Source organism: Rummeliibacillus stabekisii, assembly GCF_007988965.1.
GTDB lineage: Bacteria > Bacillota > Bacilli > Bacillales_A > Planococcaceae > Rummeliibacillus > Rummeliibacillus stabekisii.
On record NZ_BJVD01000006.1, the window covers coordinates 90832 to 110813 of the forward strand.

The window sequence follows — 19982 nt, forward strand, 5'->3', positions numbered from 1 at the left end:
AATAATGAAAAAGTGGATAGTTTATTTGCTGTCTGTTGTAATGCTCGCTGGCTGTGAAACACAGGACGCCGTGCATAATATAAAAGAAGAAACCAAAAAAATATTGGTGACACAAATGTTTAAACCCAAGGATGTCCAGTACGTAGCACTCGGGGATTCGCTAACCGAGGGAGTAGGCGATGAAGCGGAAAATGAAGGATATGTTGGCCGTTTAAAAAACGATATGGAAACATGGCAAGGCGTAAAATCTGTGACTATTCATAATGAAGCCAAAAAAGGTAGAAGAAGCGATCAACTCATTGATCAATTACAATCTGGGAAGCTTGATGATACACTGAGAAAAGCTAATATAATCACGTTGACTATTGGCGGCAATGATTTAATGAAGATTGTACGTGAACATATCACAGAATTAAAAAAGAAAGACTTTGATAAAGGAAGACCCAAATTTCAGCAGCGTTATGAGACCATAATGCAAATGATTAGGGAACGTAATCCCATAGCTCCTATCATCTTGATCGGTGTATATAATCCGTTGACGATCTTTACCAAAGAAGAGTCGGAAATGAACACGATCATGGATGAATGGAATTCTGATATTAGAGGCTTTGCGGATGATGATCCATATGCTGTTTTTGTAAATGTAGAGGATTTATTTGATACAAACGCGAATTTGGTTTATCATACTGATTTCTTTCATCCCAATGCTAGAGGGTATGATCAAATGACTGCTCGCATTATCGAAACACTTGAAGAAGAAAATCTAAAAAAACTATCACAAGGACAATTTGATTTTCAGGAGGATAGTATAGATGAATAAATGGAAAATAGCCTTTCTATTGCTCTTTACACTTGTGATTGTAGCTATTGTATCATTCTTCTATTTAATTACAAGACCGATTGATACAACACCTAATCCAACTGTTAAGCAATTACCCAATGGCAGTCATTTAGAAGTACAAACGACCAAAAAAGATTTTGAAAATATGGCAAATCGATTGATTGAAAGTTCGATGAAAACGTCTAAAATTCCAGTCACAATGGAAGTTGATCAAGATGTCACATTAAACAGTACATTGACCGTATTTGAAATGGAATTGCCCATTACCATGACGTTTGAACCTTCATTAGAAGAGGGTAATTTACTCTTGAAACAAAAAACTGTGGAAGTCGGCATGCTTGATATACCGCCAAATACAGCTCTCAAACTATTGAAGGACTCCGTTGATTTGCCTAGCTGGATGGTGATTCAGCCGAAAGAAGAACAAATTTATTTTAATCTTACGGATATTGATATCCCTCTTGGTGAAAACTTAATAGGGCATGTACAAGCAAAAGAATTCAATTTAGATAAGAATCGCATTATACTTGATGTAATCATTCCTACTAAATAGGGAGGGCGTAATATATGTCAACATCTATTGCAACATTTGCAGGAGGCTGTTTCTGGTGTATGGTAAAACCATTTGATGAACAGTCAGGTATTGAATCCGTCATATCAGGCTATACAGGAGGTTATGTTGAAAACCCAAGCTATGAACAGGTATGCACAGATTTAACTGGTCACTATGAAGCAGTACAAATTACATTTGATCCAGAAGTTTATCCATATGAAAAGTTAGTTGAAACATTCTGGACCCTTATCGATCCAACCGATGCAGGCGGCCAGTTTCATGATCGAGGCAAATCCTATATGACAGCGATATTTTATCATGATGAAGATCAAAAGAGAATTGCAGAAGAGTCTAGAAAGAGACTAGAGGAATCAGGGAAATTTAATAAACCCATTGCGACGAAAATATTAGAAGCTAAAAAGTTCTATCCAGCCGAGGATTATCATCAACATTATTATAAAAAAAACCCGACTCATTACGAGCTTTATTCCATTGGGTCAGGAAGAACAGCATTTCAACAGCAAAATTGGGGGTCTCATAATGAATAAAGAGGACAAATTGAAAGAGTTAACGCCGCTGCAATACCATGTTACTCAAGAAAGAGGGACAGAAGCTCCTTTCACAAATGAATATGATGAGCATTTTGAAGAAGGGATTTATGTAGACATTGTTTCTGGAGAACCGCTCTTTACGTCGAAAGACAAATATAACTCAGGGTGTGGTTGGCCTGCATTTACTAAACCTATAAAAGAGGAACAAGTTTCCGAGCATAAAGATACAAGCTTTGGTATGCAGCGTGTAGAAGTACGTAGTAAAGAGGGAGATTCTCATCTTGGTCACGTATTCCCAGACGGGCCACAAGAAACAGGTGGACTTCGTTATTGCATTAACTCAGCAGCTCTTCGTTTCATCCCAAAAGAAGATTTAGCTTCTGAAGGCTATAGCGAATATGAAAAGCTGTTTGATTTATAAGCACGATAAAAGAAGGCAACAGCGCAATACAGCGTTGTTGCCTTTTGGTTACTTAAAAATAGAAAAGAATTCTACCGGGCTTGTGCAGATAAAATCTGTGTCTGGGATCTGTTTACTGGATTCATTTAATTTGTTTAATAGATGTATCGTAGAAGCAAGAGATGTTTCATTCTCTTCCTCTAGCAGAAATGCAACACCGTATGCAAAAAGAGAGCCTTTTACTTCATTTTGCCATTTGAGCACACCGTTTAAAATGAACTTTTTATTTAAAAGGCTAAAACAAAATTGATATTTCATCTGGGATTGTATGGCCAAATTCATCGAAGAGATAATTTTCATACCGCCAAAGCTGATATTTTCGATGAGAATCTTGTTGGAACCTACTTCGACTTTTTCGTTTTGCATTTCTATTAAGGTCATATCTGCTTGAACGTAAGTAGGTAATTGAAAACGTATAAATGCACGCCGTTCCTGGTCAATTATAGTGAGTTTACAGGCACTACTAGGAGAAAGAGAGCCTGTTTTTAGAATTTGATAGAAATCTTTTTTGGGTAGAGGCTTTGAAAAAAGATAACCCTGTATATAATGGCAGCCATTATGGAGTAAGAATTGTAACTGTTCATATTCTTCTACACCTTCAGCCACAACAGTCATTCCCAGCTCTTTCGCTAAATGGATAATCGAAAGTATGATGCCTTTATCCACACTACCCTCACTGGTTATATGCCGTGTGAAAATTTGATCGATCTTGATAATATCCGGTTTGAAAGTCCGAATTGACATAAGGGAAGAATAACCTGTCCCAAAGTCATCTATTGCTATTTTAATCCCTAAATCTCTTAATTGTTGAAGTGAAGACAACACATTTTTCTCATTCTGCAATAGCGTACTTTCAGTGATTTCTAATTCAATAAATGTTGCTGAAATATCATATCGAGAAAGTAGAGTTTTTACATATTCGGCTAATCCTTTTTTCATAAAGCGTGTTGGGGAGATATTAATAGCAATTGGTTTTAAATCAATTCCCTCGTCTTTCCAGTTTTTAAGCTGGACGCATACTTTTTCAATCACCCAATCTGTAATAGCATTTATAAGGTGGTTTTCTTCCGCCAAAGGTATAAACTCACCAGGCGAAACATAACCCCATTCAGGATGATTCCAACGTAATAGTGCCTCTGCTCCGTATACAGCACCACTGATCGGTTCAACTTGAGGCTGATAAAAAATTTCAAATTCCTCATTGTTAATCGCTTTCCGCATATCTTGATCTAAATTATATTTTTTATAGGAATGGATACTGTCTGTATATGAATATACTTGATAGTTTGCTTTACCTTGCCGTTTTGCATGATATAATGCTGAGTGCGCATTTTCCAATAATGTTTGCTTATCCGTACCATCTATACCATAAAAGCTAATGCCAATACTTGTTGATAGATGCATTTCAAATTCCTGTATGGTTAATGGTTTCTTACTTACAGTAATAAGCATTTCTGCTAATGAGTATACATCTTCCTTATCGTGGATTTTCCAAAGTAATACGATGAAATCATTGCTATTGAGCCTTCCGAAATAACTGTTTGGAGGCATTAGTTTACTAAAACGATTTGCAAGAGTTTTCAATGCCTCATCACCGATATGATAGCCTAAAGAATCATTTATTATATTTAGCCGATCAATATCTAAATAAAGCAAAGCGAATGGGTGGTTTCTGTTACATAAGCTTTCCATCACTTCGTAGATACTATGCTGATTTGGTAAATTAGTAAGAGCGTCATAACGTGCCAGATGGTTGATTTTCTCTTCTAGTAACTTTTCATGAGTGATATCAGTTACAAATCCAAAAAGAATTGTTGCATCTCCCTTTTCATTCGTGGTGGGGATTGTTTGCTCGAACAGCCATTTAACATCACCTGCACCATCAATTAATCGATAGGTAAACTTTGCACTTTCTCCTTTCGCGCTTTTCTCTAAGTAAGGACCGATTTCATGGTGATGACAAGGGTGAACCATATTTATCCAGATATCTTTATCTGTATATAAAGTTTCTAACGGAATTTTTAAGATATCTTCCATTCCTTTGGAGGCAAAAATCATTTTCCCAGTTTCTGCATCCCTCATCCAAATGCCAGCTGTTAGATTGTCAAAAATAAAGGCATAACGTGCAATAGTATCCTTCAGTTCCGATTCTAGCAGTTTCTCTGCTGTCTCATCTTTAATGACGCCATTTAGTTTATAAGGCTTACCATTCTTCCATAGAACGACTGCTTTCACTTTTATGTAACGGAGATTGCCCGATAAGCCATGATAAATACGAAATTCAGCTGAGTAATCTTTCCCTTTGATAGCCTTTTGCACTTGATCATAAATTAATCTATAATCATCTGGATGAACTAATTTAAAGGGTTCTTCCATTTTCATGCTGGGTGTTTGACGCAACCCAAAGAGTTTAAAAAAGTGCTTTGAGCATTTAAGACGGTCTTCAGCTATCCAATATTCAAAACTTCCAATATCGGCTATTTGCTGAGCGTTGTTTAAATGCTTTTGACTGGAAAGTAAGATGTCTTTTAATTTCACTTGTTCAGTCATATCACTCATCACCAAATATACAGCCTCTACCTTCTCTTCGTAAATTAATGGGATAAATGTAAATAACACATGAAGTGCACCATATTTATAATTACTAACTTCGATCTCATATCTTTGGGTATTGCCTGAGACAGCGTGTAAAAATGCTGTATGGATATTTCTGTAGGATTTCTTTGCAATAGATTCAAAATCTTGTATTTCGTTTATTTCCTCACCCAGGATAGGGAAAGTTTCTTTATTCTGTATTATCACCTTCCCACTGGACGAAAGGATTAGAAAAGTATCTGGATGATTTTCTGCTAGTGATGAAAGCATATTTAATAGATCAAAAGTGATTGGACTTTCTTCTTCAGAAAAAGGGTTATTATTAGGTATTAAAGATGAGTTTAAATGAATTAAATTTTCAAAATTTTTATCTGCCAATTCAATCACTTCCTTCTATTTTTTATTAAATATATAAAATAGTTGATAATTATGAATTATAAGTGCAAAGAACTAGAAAGTGAATAGTTTTAAAGGCTAAAAAAAGATATTTTTCATGCTATATTAGTAAAAATGGCATTGCTAGCATGATATGATAGACTAGTGAAAGTAGATTCCCTTATTTCCTTAATTAGAAACGCAGAGTGTATTACTTCTCACTTGAAAATTCAACTTTCTGTGTAAATTAGAGACGAACGGGTACAATTATGATAAATATTCTTACTGAAACGGAGGGGAATCATGTGAAACCTTCATTTTACCAATATGTATTAACATTTAGAGGCGGAAAAAATGACCCAAAGGCAGACTTTGCGGAAGCAGCATTTGATGATCATAGTTTTCCTAAAGCAGAGGAGGACTTCTACGCTCTGTCGAAATATATAGAGGAGAACGATAGTGACCAATTAAAAGCCACAGTATTTGATGAATTATGGCAATTATATGAAGAAAAATTTTCAGAATAATATTTGTCAGATGTCAGACGTTCTTGCTACAATGAGGGAGTATGAATTATAAATATTGATTATAATAAATGTGTTATAGTCAAAAGAAAAGGGGATACAAAATGAGTATTCATATTAATGCCAAACAAGGCGATATCGCAGAGATCGTATTACTTCCAGGAGATCCACTTCGTGCAAAGTATATTGCAGAAACTTTCTTAGAAGATGTTACTCAATACAACGAAGTTCGTAATATGTTCGGCTATACAGGTACATATAAAGGCAAACGTGTTTCTGTACAAGGTACAGGCATGGGCGTACCTTCCATTTCAATTTACACAACAGAACTAATGCAAGAGTACGGATGCCAAAAACTTATCCGTGTTGGTACTTGCGGTGCTCTAAAACGTGATGTGAAGGTTCGTGATGTAATTCTTGCTCAATCTGCTACTACAGACTCTAAAATGAATGAAATTATCTTTAAAGGCATTGATTATGCGCCAACAGCTGATTTCGATTTATTGAAAAAAGCTTACAAAGCAGGCGAAGAAGCAGGTTTACACTTGCGTGTCGGTAACGTTTATACTGCTGATCTTTTCTACGGAGAAGACAATCAAAACGAAAAATTAGCGGATTATGGCGTATTGGCAGTCGAAATGGAAACAGCTGCACTTTACACACTAGCAGCTAAATTCAACCGTCAAGCATTATCTGTTCTAACAGTATCTGACCACCTTCTAACAGGTGAAGCTACTTCATCGGAAGAACGTCAAACTACTTTCAACGATATGATGGTAGTTGCTCTTGAAGCAGCTATTCAAGACTAATTGTAGCAATCGTTTATAGCCATACATTTTTAATAAGTGACCAAAAGTAACCATTTAAAAAAAGTGGTTAACATTGGTCGCTTTTTTACTGCTAATAAAGTATCAAGGTTTACTTCAACAAAAAAAGCATATTATATTTGTTGAATAGATTCTCTTTAAAGACAAAGAAAGTAGGTGATCAAAGTGGGGAAATATCAATTGGATACCAAAGGTCAGGTAGCTGTTACTAAGTATCACGAAAAAAATAAACCTGCCAAATTTGATAAAAAGCAGCAACTTGAAAAAATACGTGCGGAGTATTTGAAAAAGAAGCAACAACAAACTGAAAAATAATGCGAATGAAAACATAGGAGTCTACAATCTTCCTATGTTTTTGTTTTTGATAACGAAAAAAATCGCCATAAATTTCAGCATTAGAATAAAGATAATATTTTTGGTAATGATTTTTTACATACTGCTGAAACTATTGTGATTAAATTACGTAGAGATAGTAATTATTTGTTGATAGGAGCGCTTATTATTTTATCTTATTATTTTTTATGTGGTTTAGGGGCATTTTTAGTAATAGTTTCATTGTCTTATTTTGTCCTTATGTATAGCTTTAGAGAATTTGAATGGACAATTTTAAAATTTTTTGGACTCCTTCTAATTGGCATTTTTCTTTTATGGATTACTATTCCAAGTTTAAAATCTGTATTAACGAGAGATTTTGAAGTTGTTAAAGGAAAATGTAGTATAGAAATAACATCATCAACATTTGGAAGACACAATAATGATACAACCATCAATGTGCTTGATACAGATGAACAATTTGAGTTTCAAGGGATTTCTGATCTTGATGCTTATGGCACATCCATACCTTATTATTGTAAGGTTACAGTGACCAAAGACCATATGTGGGGAATGAAATATAAAATTTATGATTTAAAAACGAGAAAGCTATTGGAATCTCGCTTAGGTGAGTAGATTATAAAAGGTTTTGCACAAAAATAGTTAATATACCAAACTTTAGCAGGTTAATGCTTAAACATATCAAGCAGGCGGCCAAAAAGCGACCAATTCGTGATATGAATAGTAATTTAATGATTTTACATGAAATTTAATGCTAATATGTTTAGGAATAATAAATAATTGATCGTTGTTTAAAATAGGAGGAACAAAATGGCTAAAATTTATCTTGCAAGTCCATTCTTTGATGTAGATGGTAGAGAGGAAATTGTACATGTAGAAAAAGCAGAACAGGTATTGAGAGCATTAGGGCACACGGTCTTCTCACCAAGAGAAAGTCAATTACCTGAATTCGAATTTGGTTCTTTTGAATGGAGAACATTCGTATTTAAAAACGATATGGAACACATTAAATGGGCGGATATGATATTTGGGATTATCGGAGAAAACTATGATGATACCGGTACAGCTTGGGAATTAGGCTATGCTTATGCTATGGGTAAACCTGTTTTACTGTTTAATCCAAAAGGGGAAATCATTAATTTGATGATTACCGATAGTTTACATGCTTATTTTGAAGATTGGAATGAAGTTGAAAGTTATGACTTTGACACTCTTCCAAGTAAACCTTATTTAAAAGAAGTGAAATAAAAAAGGTGAGGGCTAATGCCCTTACCTTTTTTATTGTGGCAAAACTTGCTGTTTTATATTTTAATGCAATCTATATGAATCATTTTTCTATGATTTATGTGATCTTGACTTGCATAACAAAGTATTACAGGTGCTATACTCTAAGAAGGAAAAGGATCTTAAAATGTAGAAATTAAAGAATATAGGATGTTACGGTAGGTATTATAATATTCTATCCTACACTTACAGTCTATAAGGGGGGATTAGTACATTGAAAACAATAGGTTTAATTGGCGGTATGAGTTGGGAATCATCAAATGAATATTACCGTTTAATAAATGAAGAAATAAAGAATAAATTAGGTGGATTACATTCAGCCAAATGTATTTTATATAGCGTAGATTTTGAAGAGATTGAACGTTATCAAGCTAATGGAGATTGGGAAAGTGCCGGACACACTTTGGGGGATGTGGCATTCTCTTTAGAAAAGGCTGGAGCAGATTTTATTGTTATTTGTACAAACACAATGCATAAGGTAATAAATTATATTGAAGAAAAAATAAATATTCCGATTCTACATATTGCTGATGCAACAGCAAATGAAATAAAGAAAACTAAATTGAATTCAGTAGGATTACTTGGAACTAAATATACAATGATCCAAGATTTTTACAAATCAAGAATTGAAGCCAATGATATAAAGGTATTAATTCCAGTTCATGAGGATATAGAACTTATAAATAAAGTGATTTATGAAGAATTATGTTTAGGGAAAATCAATCATGCGTCAAAAGAATATTTTAAAAAAGTTATCAAGAATTTAATTGACAGAGGAGCCGAAGGGATTATATTAGGATGTACAGAGATTGGATTATTAATAAAAGAAGAGGATTCCGAAGTTCCAATATTTGATACAACAGTAATTCATGCTTTTGAATCAGTTAATAAGGCAATTGGAAAATAAGAGTTTCTTCTTTACCTATCGAATATCTTGAAAGTAGGATCGGAAAGGTACAAAAAGAATAAAACCTTTAGAAAAATCAGGTACCAATAGAAGGAAAATAGAACTTGGTGATTTTCAGTTGCTTATTAATAGTGCAAGGGTCTCTCCAGGCAAATATGCACTAATTGCTTGTATACTTAATCTTCATAACAAAGAATTTCTCGATGTACATTATGGTAATTCGCTAATGTATTTCACAATTTTCATTCTATTTTTGGTTACTTATATTACATCTGCTTGGTGCTTCTTTCGGTGAGTCATAACTCTAATATTTTTATTTTTCAATACAAAATCAAGAAACTTATACCCCATAGGATTGCTCCTATGGGGTATATTTTTTAAAACTATAATCGGTTTAATGATACATATTTTTAAAATACACTACGAACTAACCCACCATCTATTCGCAAGGCAGAGCCATTAATGGCTGAGGCTAGGGGACTGCTTAAGAAAGTAACAAGATGGGCAATTTCGTCTGGTCGGATTAATCTTTGAATGATAGAGGTGGGACGATTTTCTTTCATAAATCGAGTTTCCGCTTCTTCCATTGTCAAATTTTCGTTAGGATAAAGCGTGTTTAACATTGTTTCTACTCCTTCAGTTAGAGTGGAGCCCGGCATAACCGTATTAACTGTCACGCTCGTTCCTTTCGTTAGCTCAGCTAAACTACGAGAGAGTGAGAGCTGCATTGTTTTCGTTGCACTATAATGAGCCATTTCAAGTGATGGCATGATCGCTGCTTCACTGGCAATAAAGATGACTCTTCCTTCTTTCTTCTGAATCATTTGATTTAAGTACCAGCGCGTAAGTCGAACGCCACTCATAATATTCGTTTCGAAAAATTTAAACCATTCTTCATCAGATATATCAAAATATTCTGCAGGCTCAAAAATCCCCAAGTTATTAATCAAAATGTCTATCTCAGCATAGCTCTCGATAATTTTTTGGCAGCCTTGTTCTGTTCCTAAATCAGCTACTGCTGAATAAAGAATTGCATCTGGATATTTTGATTTAATTTCTTCAATAGTTTCATTCACTTTTTCTTCACGACGTCCATTAATCAGTACAGTAGCACCTTCTTCTACTAGCGACATAGCGATCGCTTTCCCAATACCTGAAGTAGATCCAGTAACTAGCGCCGTTTTTCCTTTTAAATTTAGTTGCATGCAGTTCCCTCCCAGATTGTTTTCTTAGACATTAACTTATCTATTATAGAATAAATTTTGTTTAAATTTTTCTTCTTATGGAACACTCCACATACTTTAAATACCTTAGAAAAAAGATATAGACGAATAGTAACGTCTATATCTCCTTATTTCTTATTAAAAGTCAAAATTGTCCGGATCTGGACCAACGCGATGATCTTGATTCAAGCTATCAATTTGTTCCATATCTTCAGCTGTTAGCTCAAAATCAAATATTGATGCATTTTCAACAATACGATGTTCTTTAGTCGATTTTGGAATTGTCACGATGCCATTTTGCAAGTCCCAACGTAGAATAATTTGTGCAATAGATTTATCATGTTTATTGGCAATTTCTTTAAGCTCTGGGTTATCCAATAATTGACCTTGCATCAATGGAGACCAGGCTTCCAGCTGAATACCATGTTCTTGACAGAATGACTTAAGATCTTTTTGAGTCAATCGTGGGTGGCATTCCACTTGATTGATCATCGGTTTAACCTCTGCATCCTTCATTAAATCTTCAAGGTGATGAATTTGGAAATTACTCATTCCAATTGCTTTAACTCGTCCATCTTTGTAAAGAGATTCTAAAGCTCTCCATGCATCTTTATATTTACCTTCTACAGGCCAATGAATCAAATATAGGTCTAGATAATCCAATCCGAGTTTCTTAAGGCTCGTTTCGTATGCTGCTAAAGTAGATTCATACCCTAAGTCGTCGTTCCAAACTTTCGATGTTACAAATAATTCTTCTCTAGATATGCCGGCTTCTTTAAGTCCTTCACGGATTCCTTGGCCAACTCCTTCTTCATTACCATAAATAGCTGCAGTATCAATGCTGCGGTAACCATGTTTAATGGCTGTTTTAACAGCATTAACTAAATCTGGTCCTTCCTCTACTTTAAAAACGCCTAGACCAAACCATGGCATTTTTACGCCGTTATGCAAAGTTGTTGTATCTTGTAAGTTTTTCGCTACCATAAATAAACCTCCTGATTGTTTTAAACTGAAATGGACTTAATTATATTTTCGTCATACAGGAACCAACTCAATCTTGTCAAATAACGTTTATTTATCCTGTTTAAAAGTGAAGAAATCTGATATTAACGCTTATATCTCTTCCCTTTAAATCAGAAAAAACACCTTATTATGCAACATATTGCATGTTTCAAATATGTTCTTAAAAGAGCAGTTATAGAACCTGTACGAACTAATAGTATTACCAACAATAAAGTTAACCATTACTCAAAATGTTCGATTGTCATACATGACTTGGACGTCAAGATGATCCATAACGAATTGATAATGGTTAAAGCTTACTGTACAAAAGTTATTATGAAATATATTCACCATAAAGAAAAGTACGTACTTATAAGTGCTATAGATACTTTCAGGTTCCAAAGGTACATTTTAGTGCCTATAAATTGGAGCAAGATATAAGAAGTGGCGTTTCAGTTTGAGGACAATAATTTTTGACTATGCGAGTAAACAAAATGGATAAATGGATTAATACGTATATCATCACCCAAAAAATTCATACTAACCTTTGATTGATCTAATCAATCAACTCATTTAATCATTTATATGTTGTGTCAGCGAAAGGGGGATAGAATGATGAAATATGTGAGTGCATTCATACTAAAGCTAATTATGACTGCGGCAATACTATTAATCATCAATACAGGCATTTATGGAGGGGATGTTTCTACGACTCTCTGGATTAGCCTTGTCCTTGCTATTTTTGCTTTTGTTTTGGGAGACATTCTTATCTTCACCGTCTTTAGTAAGCGCTATGCCTATGTAATGGGCAATACTATTGCCACCTTCTCGGATGCTGTTTTAGCATTCGTCATTATTTATTTCATGGGTTCAGCTTTATATGTAGAAACGGTGGATACTCTTGCCGCATCATTGTTATCCTCTATTGTGCTTGGGGTAGGAGAATGGTTATTCCACAAGTATATGGAAACAAAGGTGCTTGAACCAAAACCAGTGAGTTGCAATGTATCTTTTGATTAAGTGAGGCGAAAAGACTGCCAAGGAATTTTTGGCAGTCTTTTTCTTTTCGTTCGCTTTAATTCCTGCTATTATGATAGAAGGTGTGTTTTATACACTCTTAGATTGAAAGTGGTGAACGAATATGGATGATAAAACAAAGCAAGACCAAGAACAAAATGAACGACAATCAGAACAAGATGCTAATCATGGGAAAGTCACAGGAAAATACATACGTATGAAGCCATTTGCTTTCATCATGATGATCATGGTTTTGGTTCTTGGTACATCAGGTATAACGATTTTTGCATTAACAGTTGGCGAAGATAAAGTAGTGGAAGTTCGCACACCAGCACATGGCGAATTTCAAAAGTTGTTTAATGCATACGATCAGCTATCAAAAGGTTATTACAAGAAAATTGATACAGACAAGCTAGTAAACGGTGCGGTAGATGGTATGATCAGCGCATTAGGAGATCCATATTCTGATTATATGAATAAAAAGGAAGCTTCTGCGTTTAATGAAAGCATTTCTTCTAGTTTCCAAGGCATAGGTGCTGAGGTGCAAGAGAAGGATGGCCATATTGTGGTCGTATCACCGATTAAAAACTCGCCTGCAGAGAAATCAGGCATCAAAACTAATGATATTATTAAAAAAGTAGATGGCAAATCTATTGATGGAATGACAGCATCACAAGCCGTATTATTAATTCGCGGTAAGAAGGGGACTGAGGTCACACTTGAAATCCAGCGTGGAAGTTCTAGTAAGCTAACCACTTTTAAAATCACTCGTGCAGACATTCCTGTTGAAACTGTATATGCTGAAATGATGAAAAATAAAATTGCTCATATCCAAATCACAAGCTTCTCAGATGGTACTTATAAAGAGTTGCTTAGTGCATTAGATGATATGGAAGCAAAAGGCATGAAAGGTTTGGTTCTGGATGTTCGTCAAAATCCAGGTGGGTTGGTTGAATCCGTAGAGAATATTGCAAATCTATTTGTTCCAAAAGGACAACCAATCGTACAATTCGAAGACCGTTCAGGCAATAAACAAGTCTATAAAGCAGAAGATGGCCGCAAGGTAAAAGTGCCAACAACTGTTCTTATCGATGGAGGAAGTGCATCAGCTTCTGAAATTTTAGCAGGAGCATTAAATGAGTCCTCCCATATCAAATTAGTAGGTGAAACTTCATTTGGTAAAGGGACGATGCAAACAGCTGAGAATCTACCGGACGGATCTAATCTTAAATTCACAATGGCGAAATGGTTAACACCAAAAGGTAACTGGATTCATGAAAAAGGCATAAAGCCTAATGTAAAAGTGAACTATCCAAGCTATGCATCACTTCCTTATCTGGACCCAGACAAAACCTTCAAGGAAGGTGCATTATCTGATAGCGTTAAAGTTGCTGAAAAATTACTTCAAGCTGCAGGCTATAACCCTGGTAAAATTGATGGCTTATACGATGCCTTAACGAAGTTAGCAGTGGAACAATTCCAAAAAGACAACAAGTTGAAGGAAACAGGTATTCTGAAAGGCGATACAACATACGCATTAATGAATAAAATTCGCTTGAAAATCAAAAAAGAAGATCCACAGCTGAAAAAAGCAGCAAGCATTGTAAAAGCTGAAATGAAATAGAGTAGTTAAGGAGCTGGCATTCATTTGTCAGCTCTTTTTTGAAAAGACACTATCACTATTTAGTAAACTAATCTACGATACAATTACGAACTTTTGCCCCTTTTAGGGAGGGAAATACTATCTCTGCTGAAAGAGCAGTTAAATAGAAGGAGATTTAAAATGAAAGATGTATATTTATTCAGCGGTTTCTTAGGAAGCGGCAAAACAACCTTATTAATGAATACCATTCGCCAATTGAAAGAACAGAATTTAAAACCAGCCATTATCATGAATGAGCTAGGGGCTTTAAATTTTGATTCACAAGCAATCGAGGAAAATATACCTTTAAAAGAAATGCTAAATGGATGCATTTGTTGTACAGGTGCCGAAAAAACGGAGGCACAAATTCAATCACTGTTAGCAGATTCTGAGTTTGATGTGCTTATTATAGAAACCACTGGAGCGGCTCATCCAGTAGAAGCATTAGATGCAGTATATTCACCGCTATTTGCAAATGAGTTAAATATTAAAGGTATCGTCACTGTCGCTGATAGTAAACGTTGGTTGGAAAGAGAAGGTATGTCAATCCAAACACGTTCCTTATTTTTAGAGCAGATTCGCCATGCACATTTGATTTTGGCAAATAAGATGGATTTACTGACAGAATCAGAAATGGCAAAAGTTACTTTTGAGATGCAGAATATTAATTCACATGCGCTGATCATTCAAACAACCAATGCCTCTCTACCGATTAAGTATCTTCAAAGATTACAAGCTACAGCTAGGCCGGCTTCTATTCAAAAAGCAACCATTGGGGAGCATTTGCATTTAGGTTCTCGTCTTGTTACTTTCAATTCTGAGGAAAGTTTTACACAAGAAAAATTTGAAGAATGGATTAAAACGCTTCCTAATTCTGTTTATCGAATGAAGGGCTTTGTACCAATCGAGGGAATTAGAAATCCTATGCTGTTTCAGTATGCATATGGATTAACACAATGGCTTCCTGAGTATGTAAAAATGGAACCAAATCTAGTGATTATCGGAGAAAATGTGAATGAATTAGACCTGCCTAAAGCCTAAAATATTGAGATGTCAACCCTCTTAGAATAGCAATAAGGTGATAGACTTCAACTATCTTCCAAATAAAACCCTATAACTCTGCGGTCTCAGCTCCTTGTTGGAGAAAGTGGCAATCCTTGGCGACTTTTTTGCTTGATTCTTCGTTTAAGCTTGGAACACGACAAGGAGGAATGCAAGATGAACAAACTAACAAAATGGGCAATCCCATTCAGCTTACTTTTAACAGCAGGAGTGCACAGCGGAGCAATAGATGCTTCAGCTAAAACCGTTACGAAAGAACATACGAAGCAAACTTCAATGTCAAATCATACATGGCATTATCAATCAACTAAATATAATACACATCGTTATATTATGTTGAATAACTGCTTTACAAATGGTACAAATGCGAATACGCATAAACCTACAACTAAGCCGAATACAGATACATCAAAACCGAATTCAGATACATCAAAACCGAATACAGATACATCAAAACCGAATACAGATACATCAAAACCAAATACAGATACATCAAAACCAAATACAGATACAAACACAACAACACCGTCAAAACCCAATACTGATGCACCAAGCAAACCATCTACTGACTCTAATGCAACATCTGCTTCTCAATTTGAAAAACAAGTCATCACTTTGACTAATGCAGAACGTGCAAAAGAAGGTCTGCCTGCTTTACAAGCAGATACAAAATTGATGGGCTCTGCGAAAGCTAAATCTAAGGATATGGCAGACAAGAATTATTTCGATCATACAAGCCCAACTTACGGTTCACCTTTTGACCAAATGAAATCTCTTGGTATCACGTATAAATCAGCAGGCGAAAATATTGCCAAAGGTCAAAAAACACCGGAAGAAGTAGTGAAAGCTTGGATGAATTCAGAAGGTCACCGCGCTAACATTATGAACAAAAACTATACACATATTGGTGTAGGTTATGATGCAAAAGGAAATGTCTGGACACAACAATTTATTCAAAAATAGAATAAAGTATTTGAACTGAGATCAAAGCATCCTGATTTCAAAAGATAAGAGGCTCTCGGAATATTTATTATTCTGAGAGCTTTTTTATGTCTTCATAAATCAAAAACTAGCCTAATATGCAACATATATATGAATTAATTGGAAATAAAGGATCAGTCATTTATTGGCTGGTTTTTTGTTTGAAATGTAATTTTATATTCCATACTGAAAAGAGAAAGAATGACAAGGTAACTAGAAGGTGCCAACCATATTCATCAAGAATGAAAGAGGAGGTATGAAATGCTCCAGCTAGAATCGATGGTTGAAAAATTAAAAGCCACTTTTTATAATTCAGTTGATTTTATAGCAAGAGAAATCTCGTTTCCAAAAGATCAATATGCAATTCTTTGCTATTACAGTTCAATGGCGAATAAAAAAGATGTACAAGATATAGTGAATGTGTTGAAAGTGCAAACAACGTTTAACGAAAAAGATTGGGATGCAACAACCGCTTCTCAAAAAGAAGCATATAATCTAGAAACATTAGTTGAATATGTCTGTCAGGGATATACTGTGCTCCTTTTATTAAATTCTCAACAAATGGTTCGTTTCACCATGCCTAACTTGCCTCATCGTTCTCCTGATGAACCGACAAATGAAGCCATCTTACGTGGTGCCCATGAAGGGTTTATAGAAGATACAGACGTAAACTTAGGACTTATTCGTAAAAGGATGCGAGTGCCTGATTTAATTGTAAAAAAAGTGACAGTGGGAACAGATAACAAAGCAGATGTTTATTATATGTATTTAGCTCGTTTTGCAAATCAGGAAAACCTCACAGATTTAGAGCGCAGACTTAATAATATGAAAGATAAAATAGATGGATTATATGCTTCAGGGCAATTGAATGATTTCATTGAAGATAATCCGATGTCACCGTTTCCACAAATTATGAATACTGAAAGGCCAGACAGAGTATTTGCTAATCTTACGGAAGGAAAAATTGTAATGATGGCCGATTTTTCACCAACTGCTTATATTACACCTGTTACGTTATTTTCATTTTATCAATCGCCTGATGATTTTAATAGTCGTGTAATCGTTGGTTCCTTTTATAGAATGGTTCGTGTTTTTAGTTTTATCACAGCTATTTTTTTGCCTGCATTCTATATAGCGATCGTCAGTTTTCATTATGAAGTTCTCCCCATTGAATTAAGTAAAAAATTAAAACTAGATATTAGTGAAATTCCGTATAGACCTATATTTGAAGCTTTAATTGTTGAAATCATCATTGAGTTAATCCGGGAGGCTAGTGTGCGCTTACCACAAGCTTTAGTTCAAACAATCGGTATTGTTGGTGGTTTGGTTGTCGGAGATGTCATCATCAATGCGGGTTTAGTATCCAATATGGTTGTTATTGTTGTAGCATTGACTGCGATTTCTAGCTATGTTGCACCGTCGGTTGAACTGAATACGTCAGTTCGTGTACTGCGCTTTCCGTTTATGTTTGCAGCCGCATTGTTGGGATTCTTTGGCATATTAATTGGCGCTCTGATACTAGGTGTACATTTATGCAACTTAGGCTCTTTGAAATCCCCATACATTTACCCACTCGTTCCATTTGATCCAAAGAAAACGAAACAAATTCTATTTCGTGGAAAACATACAACGTCAGGTACTCAGCCAAGCAGTTTTGATCCGAGAGGGAAGAAACTATGAATTTTACTATAACAAAAGTCCAATTATTTGTAATGCTTTTTTTTAGAACGACTGGAATAATCTTTATTGCTTATTCAGAAGCACTTCTTAATGCTGGTGGACGTGATGCTTGGATTATGTTCTTTATTGCAGCTGCCTTTGTTTTTCTACAATTATGTGTATATGAAAAATGTTATAAATACTTCGAGTTAGGAAAAATTACACGTTGGATTTATATTTTCAGTTGGGTTATTTTATTAATTTTATCATTAGTATATATACAATATACTTTAAATATTTGGGTTCTTGGGAATACCCCAAATTATGTTACCTTGTTGCTGATGCTTTTAGTTTCTTATTACATTAGTGTCAGTCGGCCATCAACCGCTGTAAATATGCCAGTTTTCATTATTCCTTTCGTCTTTGTATTTGTATTCTTTCTATTGTTTGCTGTACCTGAATTAAGGGTGAGTCAACTGTTCCCAATTGGTAAAAGTTCAGGGCACGAATGGATTATGGGGATGCTTTATGGGTTAGCTTCGTTTACTGGTTTAGAAGGTTATTTAGTATTAAGGAAATATGTATTGACTGAAGATAAAATGCGCTTCAAAGATATACTTATTTATCAAACCATCATAACTGTGTTTTCTGGTTTTTTGATGTTAGTTGTAAAAATGTATTTTGCGCCAGCTTCATTGCCATACATCACAGAGCCTACCTTATATATTTTAAAGTCCATTGAAGTTACATTTGTTAAGAGACTAGATATTTTCTTTCTATATATGTGGCTCGGTTGGAGTATTATTTCCTTAAGCCTAATTGTATTTAATATTCGAATTGTTTATTTTCAAAAGGAGCGTAAACATAAAAAAATCCCCATGGTCGTATTACACCTCTTAATATTTTTCAGCAGTATAGCTTTTTTGAATATACGATCTGTAGAATTTTTAAGAGCTCATTTTCAATATATCTATATTCCTTTTACTGTTATTTTACCGGCATTCATCATTTGGAAAAATAAAAGGAGGGAAACAAAATGCGCAAAATAATTGTTTTTCTTCTTTTAAGTTCTGTATTCCTTAGCGGATGTTGGGATCAACGTTTGTATAAAGAGCTTTCTATTATTTCCGTAGTAGGCGTAGATGGCCATATTGGAGATTTAAAAGCCTTCTATGCATATCCTAGCTCGAGTGATGACCCTACAAAATATATAGTGCTTGAGGGCGTGGGCAAAACAGCGAGAGAAGTAAGGATGAATGCTAATAAAAAAACCGAGCAAACAATGGATATAGCTGAATTGACTACTATATTAGTTAGTGAAGAAACTGCTAAGAAGGATTTATATTCTTTATTAGATGTGTATTATCGATCTGCTGAGAGTCCAATGACTGCAAAAGTAGTAATTACGGATGGATCAACGAAAAAATTCTTGGAGCTTAAAGAAAACTTACCAAAAGAGATTGGGGAATACTATTTAGACTTTATACAGTCCTTTGAAAAGTCCTCAATATATCCTGTAACTAATTTAGAAATTGCGGCAAATAAGATGTTTGGTGAGGGGAGAGATCTTGCATTACCATATCTAAAAGCGAGTGGTGATAAAGGACTTCCTGAAGGTGAAGGCATTGCATTATTTAATGGTAAAAATTATACGGGTGAGCATCTGACAATGAGAGAGTCCACTTTTGCAACATTAATAGGATATGGTAAATCAGATATTATTGAGTTAGCGTATCTAATGAAAAAAGATGGGAAAGATATCTCGGTAGGTTTTAATGCAATAAGATTTAAGAAAAATATGAAAGTAACACAGGTCGGTAATAACATAAAGGTTAAATATAACATTTATATGCCTATTGTAATGACGGAATATCCTCCAGATCATTTAGATCGAACTAAAAGAAGAAAAGAATTAGAGAAATTTATTGAAGGTAGAGTTGAGAAGGATATAGCTAGGATGTTTAAAAAAAGCCAAGAAGCGTCGTCTGATGTAGTTGGAATCGGAGAGGATATACGAGCCTATTATCCAAATTTATGGAAAGACGGCAAATGGAAAGAAATATATAAAGACATCAAAATAGAAACAAAGGTAGATGTTAAAATCGTGCGTAGTGGAAGTATTAGATAATTAAAAAGGGAGTTCCCG

At 34.9% G+C, this 19982-nt stretch carries 20 protein-coding genes; 17 read left to right on the plus strand and 3 right to left on the minus strand.

Annotated features, from left to right (window positions below; all coding sequences use genetic code 11):
* Window positions 1-4 precede the first annotated feature (4 nt).
* Genes RST01_RS11225 through msrB form a run of 4 tightly spaced genes read left to right on the plus strand, consistent with a single transcriptional unit; the run spans window position 5 to window position 2366 of the window.
* Window positions 5-820, plus strand: a complete 816-nt coding sequence (locus tag RST01_RS11225; RefSeq protein WP_147196853.1) for a GDSL-type esterase/lipase family protein — start codon at window positions 5-7, stop codon at window positions 818-820.
* On the plus strand, window positions 813-1394 hold the full coding sequence (locus tag RST01_RS11230; RefSeq protein ID WP_066788105.1) for a YpmS family protein: 582 nt from the start codon (window positions 813-815) through the stop codon (window positions 1392-1394). The genes RST01_RS11225 and RST01_RS11230 overlap by 8 nt, the downstream gene beginning before the upstream one ends.
* Window positions 1395-1408: 14 nt before the next feature.
* Window positions 1409-1942 carry a peptide-methionine (S)-S-oxide reductase MsrA gene (gene msrA, locus RST01_RS11235; protein WP_066788102.1) on the plus strand — a complete coding sequence of 178 codons (534 nt, stop codon included), beginning with the start codon at window positions 1409-1411 and terminating at the stop codon, window positions 1940-1942.
* Window positions 1935-2366, plus strand: a complete 432-nt coding sequence (gene msrB / locus RST01_RS11240) for a peptide-methionine (R)-S-oxide reductase MsrB (protein ID WP_147196855.1) — start codon at window positions 1935-1937, stop codon at window positions 2364-2366. The genes msrA and msrB overlap by 8 nt, the downstream gene beginning before the upstream one ends.
* 48 nt (window positions 2367-2414) lie before the next feature.
* Here the strand turns inward: msrB and RST01_RS11245 are convergent, their stop codons facing one another.
* The gene (locus tag RST01_RS11245; RefSeq protein WP_147196857.1) at window positions 2415-5378 is read right to left on the minus strand and encodes an EAL domain-containing protein; all 2964 of its coding nucleotides are present in this window, start codon (window positions 5376-5378) and stop codon (window positions 2415-2417) included.
* 302 nt (window positions 5379-5680) lie between these two features.
* On the opposite strand from RST01_RS11245, the gene RST01_RS11250 reads away from it, so the two are divergent.
* From RST01_RS11250 to RST01_RS11275, 6 genes are all read left to right on the plus strand, one after another.
* Window positions 5681-5902, plus strand: coding sequence for a YozE family protein (locus RST01_RS11250; RefSeq protein ID WP_147196859.1), 222 nt, complete (start codon window positions 5681-5683; stop codon window positions 5900-5902).
* Between the two features lie 101 nt (window positions 5903-6003).
* On the plus strand, window positions 6004-6708 hold the full coding sequence (deoD, locus tag RST01_RS11255; protein ID WP_066788093.1) for a purine-nucleoside phosphorylase: 705 nt from the start codon (window positions 6004-6006) through the stop codon (window positions 6706-6708).
* Between the two features lie 183 nt (window positions 6709-6891).
* Complete coding sequence (locus RST01_RS16020; RefSeq protein WP_184117462.1) at window positions 6892-7041, plus strand: hypothetical protein; 150 nt, start codon at window positions 6892-6894, stop codon at window positions 7039-7041.
* A 135-nt stretch (window positions 7042-7176) separates the two neighbouring features.
* Window positions 7177-7674, plus strand: coding sequence for a hypothetical protein (locus RST01_RS11265; RefSeq protein ID WP_147196863.1), 498 nt, complete (start codon window positions 7177-7179; stop codon window positions 7672-7674).
* 195 nt (window positions 7675-7869) lie between these two features.
* Complete coding sequence (locus RST01_RS11270; protein ID WP_147196864.1) at window positions 7870-8307, plus strand: nucleoside 2-deoxyribosyltransferase; 438 nt, start codon at window positions 7870-7872, stop codon at window positions 8305-8307.
* Between the two features lie 250 nt (window positions 8308-8557).
* Window positions 8558-9250: an aspartate/glutamate racemase family protein gene (locus tag RST01_RS11275; RefSeq protein ID WP_147196866.1), complete on the plus strand. Its 693-nt coding sequence runs from the start codon at window positions 8558-8560 to the stop codon at window positions 9248-9250.
* 410 nt (window positions 9251-9660) lie between these two features.
* Here RST01_RS11275 and RST01_RS11280 read toward each other — a convergent pair whose 3' ends face one another.
* Both RST01_RS11280 and pgoN read right to left on the minus strand, forming a co-directional pair.
* The gene (locus tag RST01_RS11280; RefSeq protein ID WP_147196868.1) at window positions 9661-10455 is read right to left on the minus strand and encodes an SDR family NAD(P)-dependent oxidoreductase; all 795 of its coding nucleotides are present in this window, start codon (window positions 10453-10455) and stop codon (window positions 9661-9663) included.
* A gap of 156 nt (window positions 10456-10611) precedes the next feature.
* Window positions 10612-11457, minus strand: coding sequence for a glyoxal/methylglyoxal reductase (gene pgoN / locus RST01_RS11285; protein WP_147196870.1), 846 nt, complete (start codon window positions 11455-11457; stop codon window positions 10612-10614).
* 630 nt (window positions 11458-12087) lie between these two features.
* Here pgoN and RST01_RS11290 point away from each other — a divergent pair.
* From RST01_RS11290 to RST01_RS11320, 7 genes are all read left to right on the plus strand, one after another.
* A complete protein-coding gene (locus RST01_RS11290; protein WP_184117463.1) occupies window positions 12088-12495 on the plus strand; it encodes a DUF2512 family protein in 408 nt (135 codons plus the stop codon).
* Between the two features lie 121 nt (window positions 12496-12616).
* Window positions 12617-14116, plus strand: a complete 1500-nt coding sequence (locus tag RST01_RS11295; protein ID WP_147196874.1) for a lmo1851 family serine protease — start codon at window positions 12617-12619, stop codon at window positions 14114-14116.
* 159 nt (window positions 14117-14275) lie between these two features.
* A complete protein-coding gene (locus RST01_RS11300; protein ID WP_147196875.1) occupies window positions 14276-15175 on the plus strand; it encodes a CobW family GTP-binding protein in 900 nt (299 codons plus the stop codon).
* Between the two features lie 177 nt (window positions 15176-15352).
* The gene (locus RST01_RS11305) at window positions 15353-16159 is read left to right on the plus strand and encodes a CAP domain-containing protein (protein ID WP_147196877.1); all 807 of its coding nucleotides are present in this window, start codon (window positions 15353-15355) and stop codon (window positions 16157-16159) included.
* 279 nt (window positions 16160-16438) lie between these two features.
* The gene (locus tag RST01_RS11310; RefSeq protein ID WP_147196879.1) at window positions 16439-17857 is read left to right on the plus strand and encodes a spore germination protein; all 1419 of its coding nucleotides are present in this window, start codon (window positions 16439-16441) and stop codon (window positions 17855-17857) included.
* The gene (locus RST01_RS11315) at window positions 17854-18885 is read left to right on the plus strand and encodes a GerAB/ArcD/ProY family transporter (protein WP_147196880.1); all 1032 of its coding nucleotides are present in this window, start codon (window positions 17854-17856) and stop codon (window positions 18883-18885) included. Before RST01_RS11310 ends, RST01_RS11315 begins: the two co-directional genes overlap by 4 nt.
* Window positions 18873-19964 carry a Ger(x)C family spore germination protein gene (locus RST01_RS11320; protein ID WP_147196882.1) on the plus strand — a complete coding sequence of 364 codons (1092 nt, stop codon included), beginning with the start codon at window positions 18873-18875 and terminating at the stop codon, window positions 19962-19964. Before RST01_RS11315 ends, RST01_RS11320 begins: the two co-directional genes overlap by 13 nt.
* Window positions 19965-19982: the final 18 nt, after the last annotated feature.

Coding starts and splice junctions, on each gene's coding strand:
- RST01_RS11225 (WP_147196853.1), top strand. CDS start 5: ATGAAAAAGTGGATAGTTTATTTGCTGTCTGTTGTAATGCTCGCTGGC.
- RST01_RS11230 (WP_066788105.1), top strand. CDS start 813: ATGAATAAATGGAAAATAGCCTTTCTATTGCTCTTTACACTTGTGATT.
- msrA (WP_066788102.1), top strand. CDS start 1,409: ATGTCAACATCTATTGCAACATTTGCAGGAGGCTGTTTCTGGTGTATG.
- msrB (WP_147196855.1), top strand. CDS start 1,935: ATGAATAAAGAGGACAAATTGAAAGAGTTAACGCCGCTGCAATACCAT.
- deoD (WP_066788093.1), top strand. CDS start 6,004: ATGAGTATTCATATTAATGCCAAACAAGGCGATATCGCAGAGATCGTA.
- RST01_RS11270 (WP_147196864.1), top strand. CDS start 7,870: ATGGCTAAAATTTATCTTGCAAGTCCATTCTTTGATGTAGATGGTAGA.
- RST01_RS11280 (WP_147196868.1), bottom strand. CDS start 10,455: ATGCAACTAAATTTAAAAGGAAAAACGGCGCTAGTTACTGGATCTACT.
- pgoN (WP_147196870.1), bottom strand. CDS start 11,457: ATGGTAGCGAAAAACTTACAAGATACAACAACTTTGCATAACGGCGTA.
- RST01_RS11290 (WP_184117463.1), top strand. CDS start 12,088: ATGATGAAATATGTGAGTGCATTCATACTAAAGCTAATTATGACTGCG.
- RST01_RS11295 (WP_147196874.1), top strand. CDS start 12,617: ATGGATGATAAAACAAAGCAAGACCAAGAACAAAATGAACGACAATCA.
- RST01_RS11300 (WP_147196875.1), top strand. CDS start 14,276: ATGAAAGATGTATATTTATTCAGCGGTTTCTTAGGAAGCGGCAAAACA.
- RST01_RS11305 (WP_147196877.1), top strand. CDS start 15,353: ATGAACAAACTAACAAAATGGGCAATCCCATTCAGCTTACTTTTAACA.
- RST01_RS11310 (WP_147196879.1), top strand. CDS start 16,439: ATGCTCCAGCTAGAATCGATGGTTGAAAAATTAAAAGCCACTTTTTAT.
- RST01_RS11315 (WP_147196880.1), top strand. CDS start 17,854: ATGAATTTTACTATAACAAAAGTCCAATTATTTGTAATGCTTTTTTTT.
- RST01_RS11320 (WP_147196882.1), top strand. CDS start 18,873: ATGCGCAAAATAATTGTTTTTCTTCTTTTAAGTTCTGTATTCCTTAGC.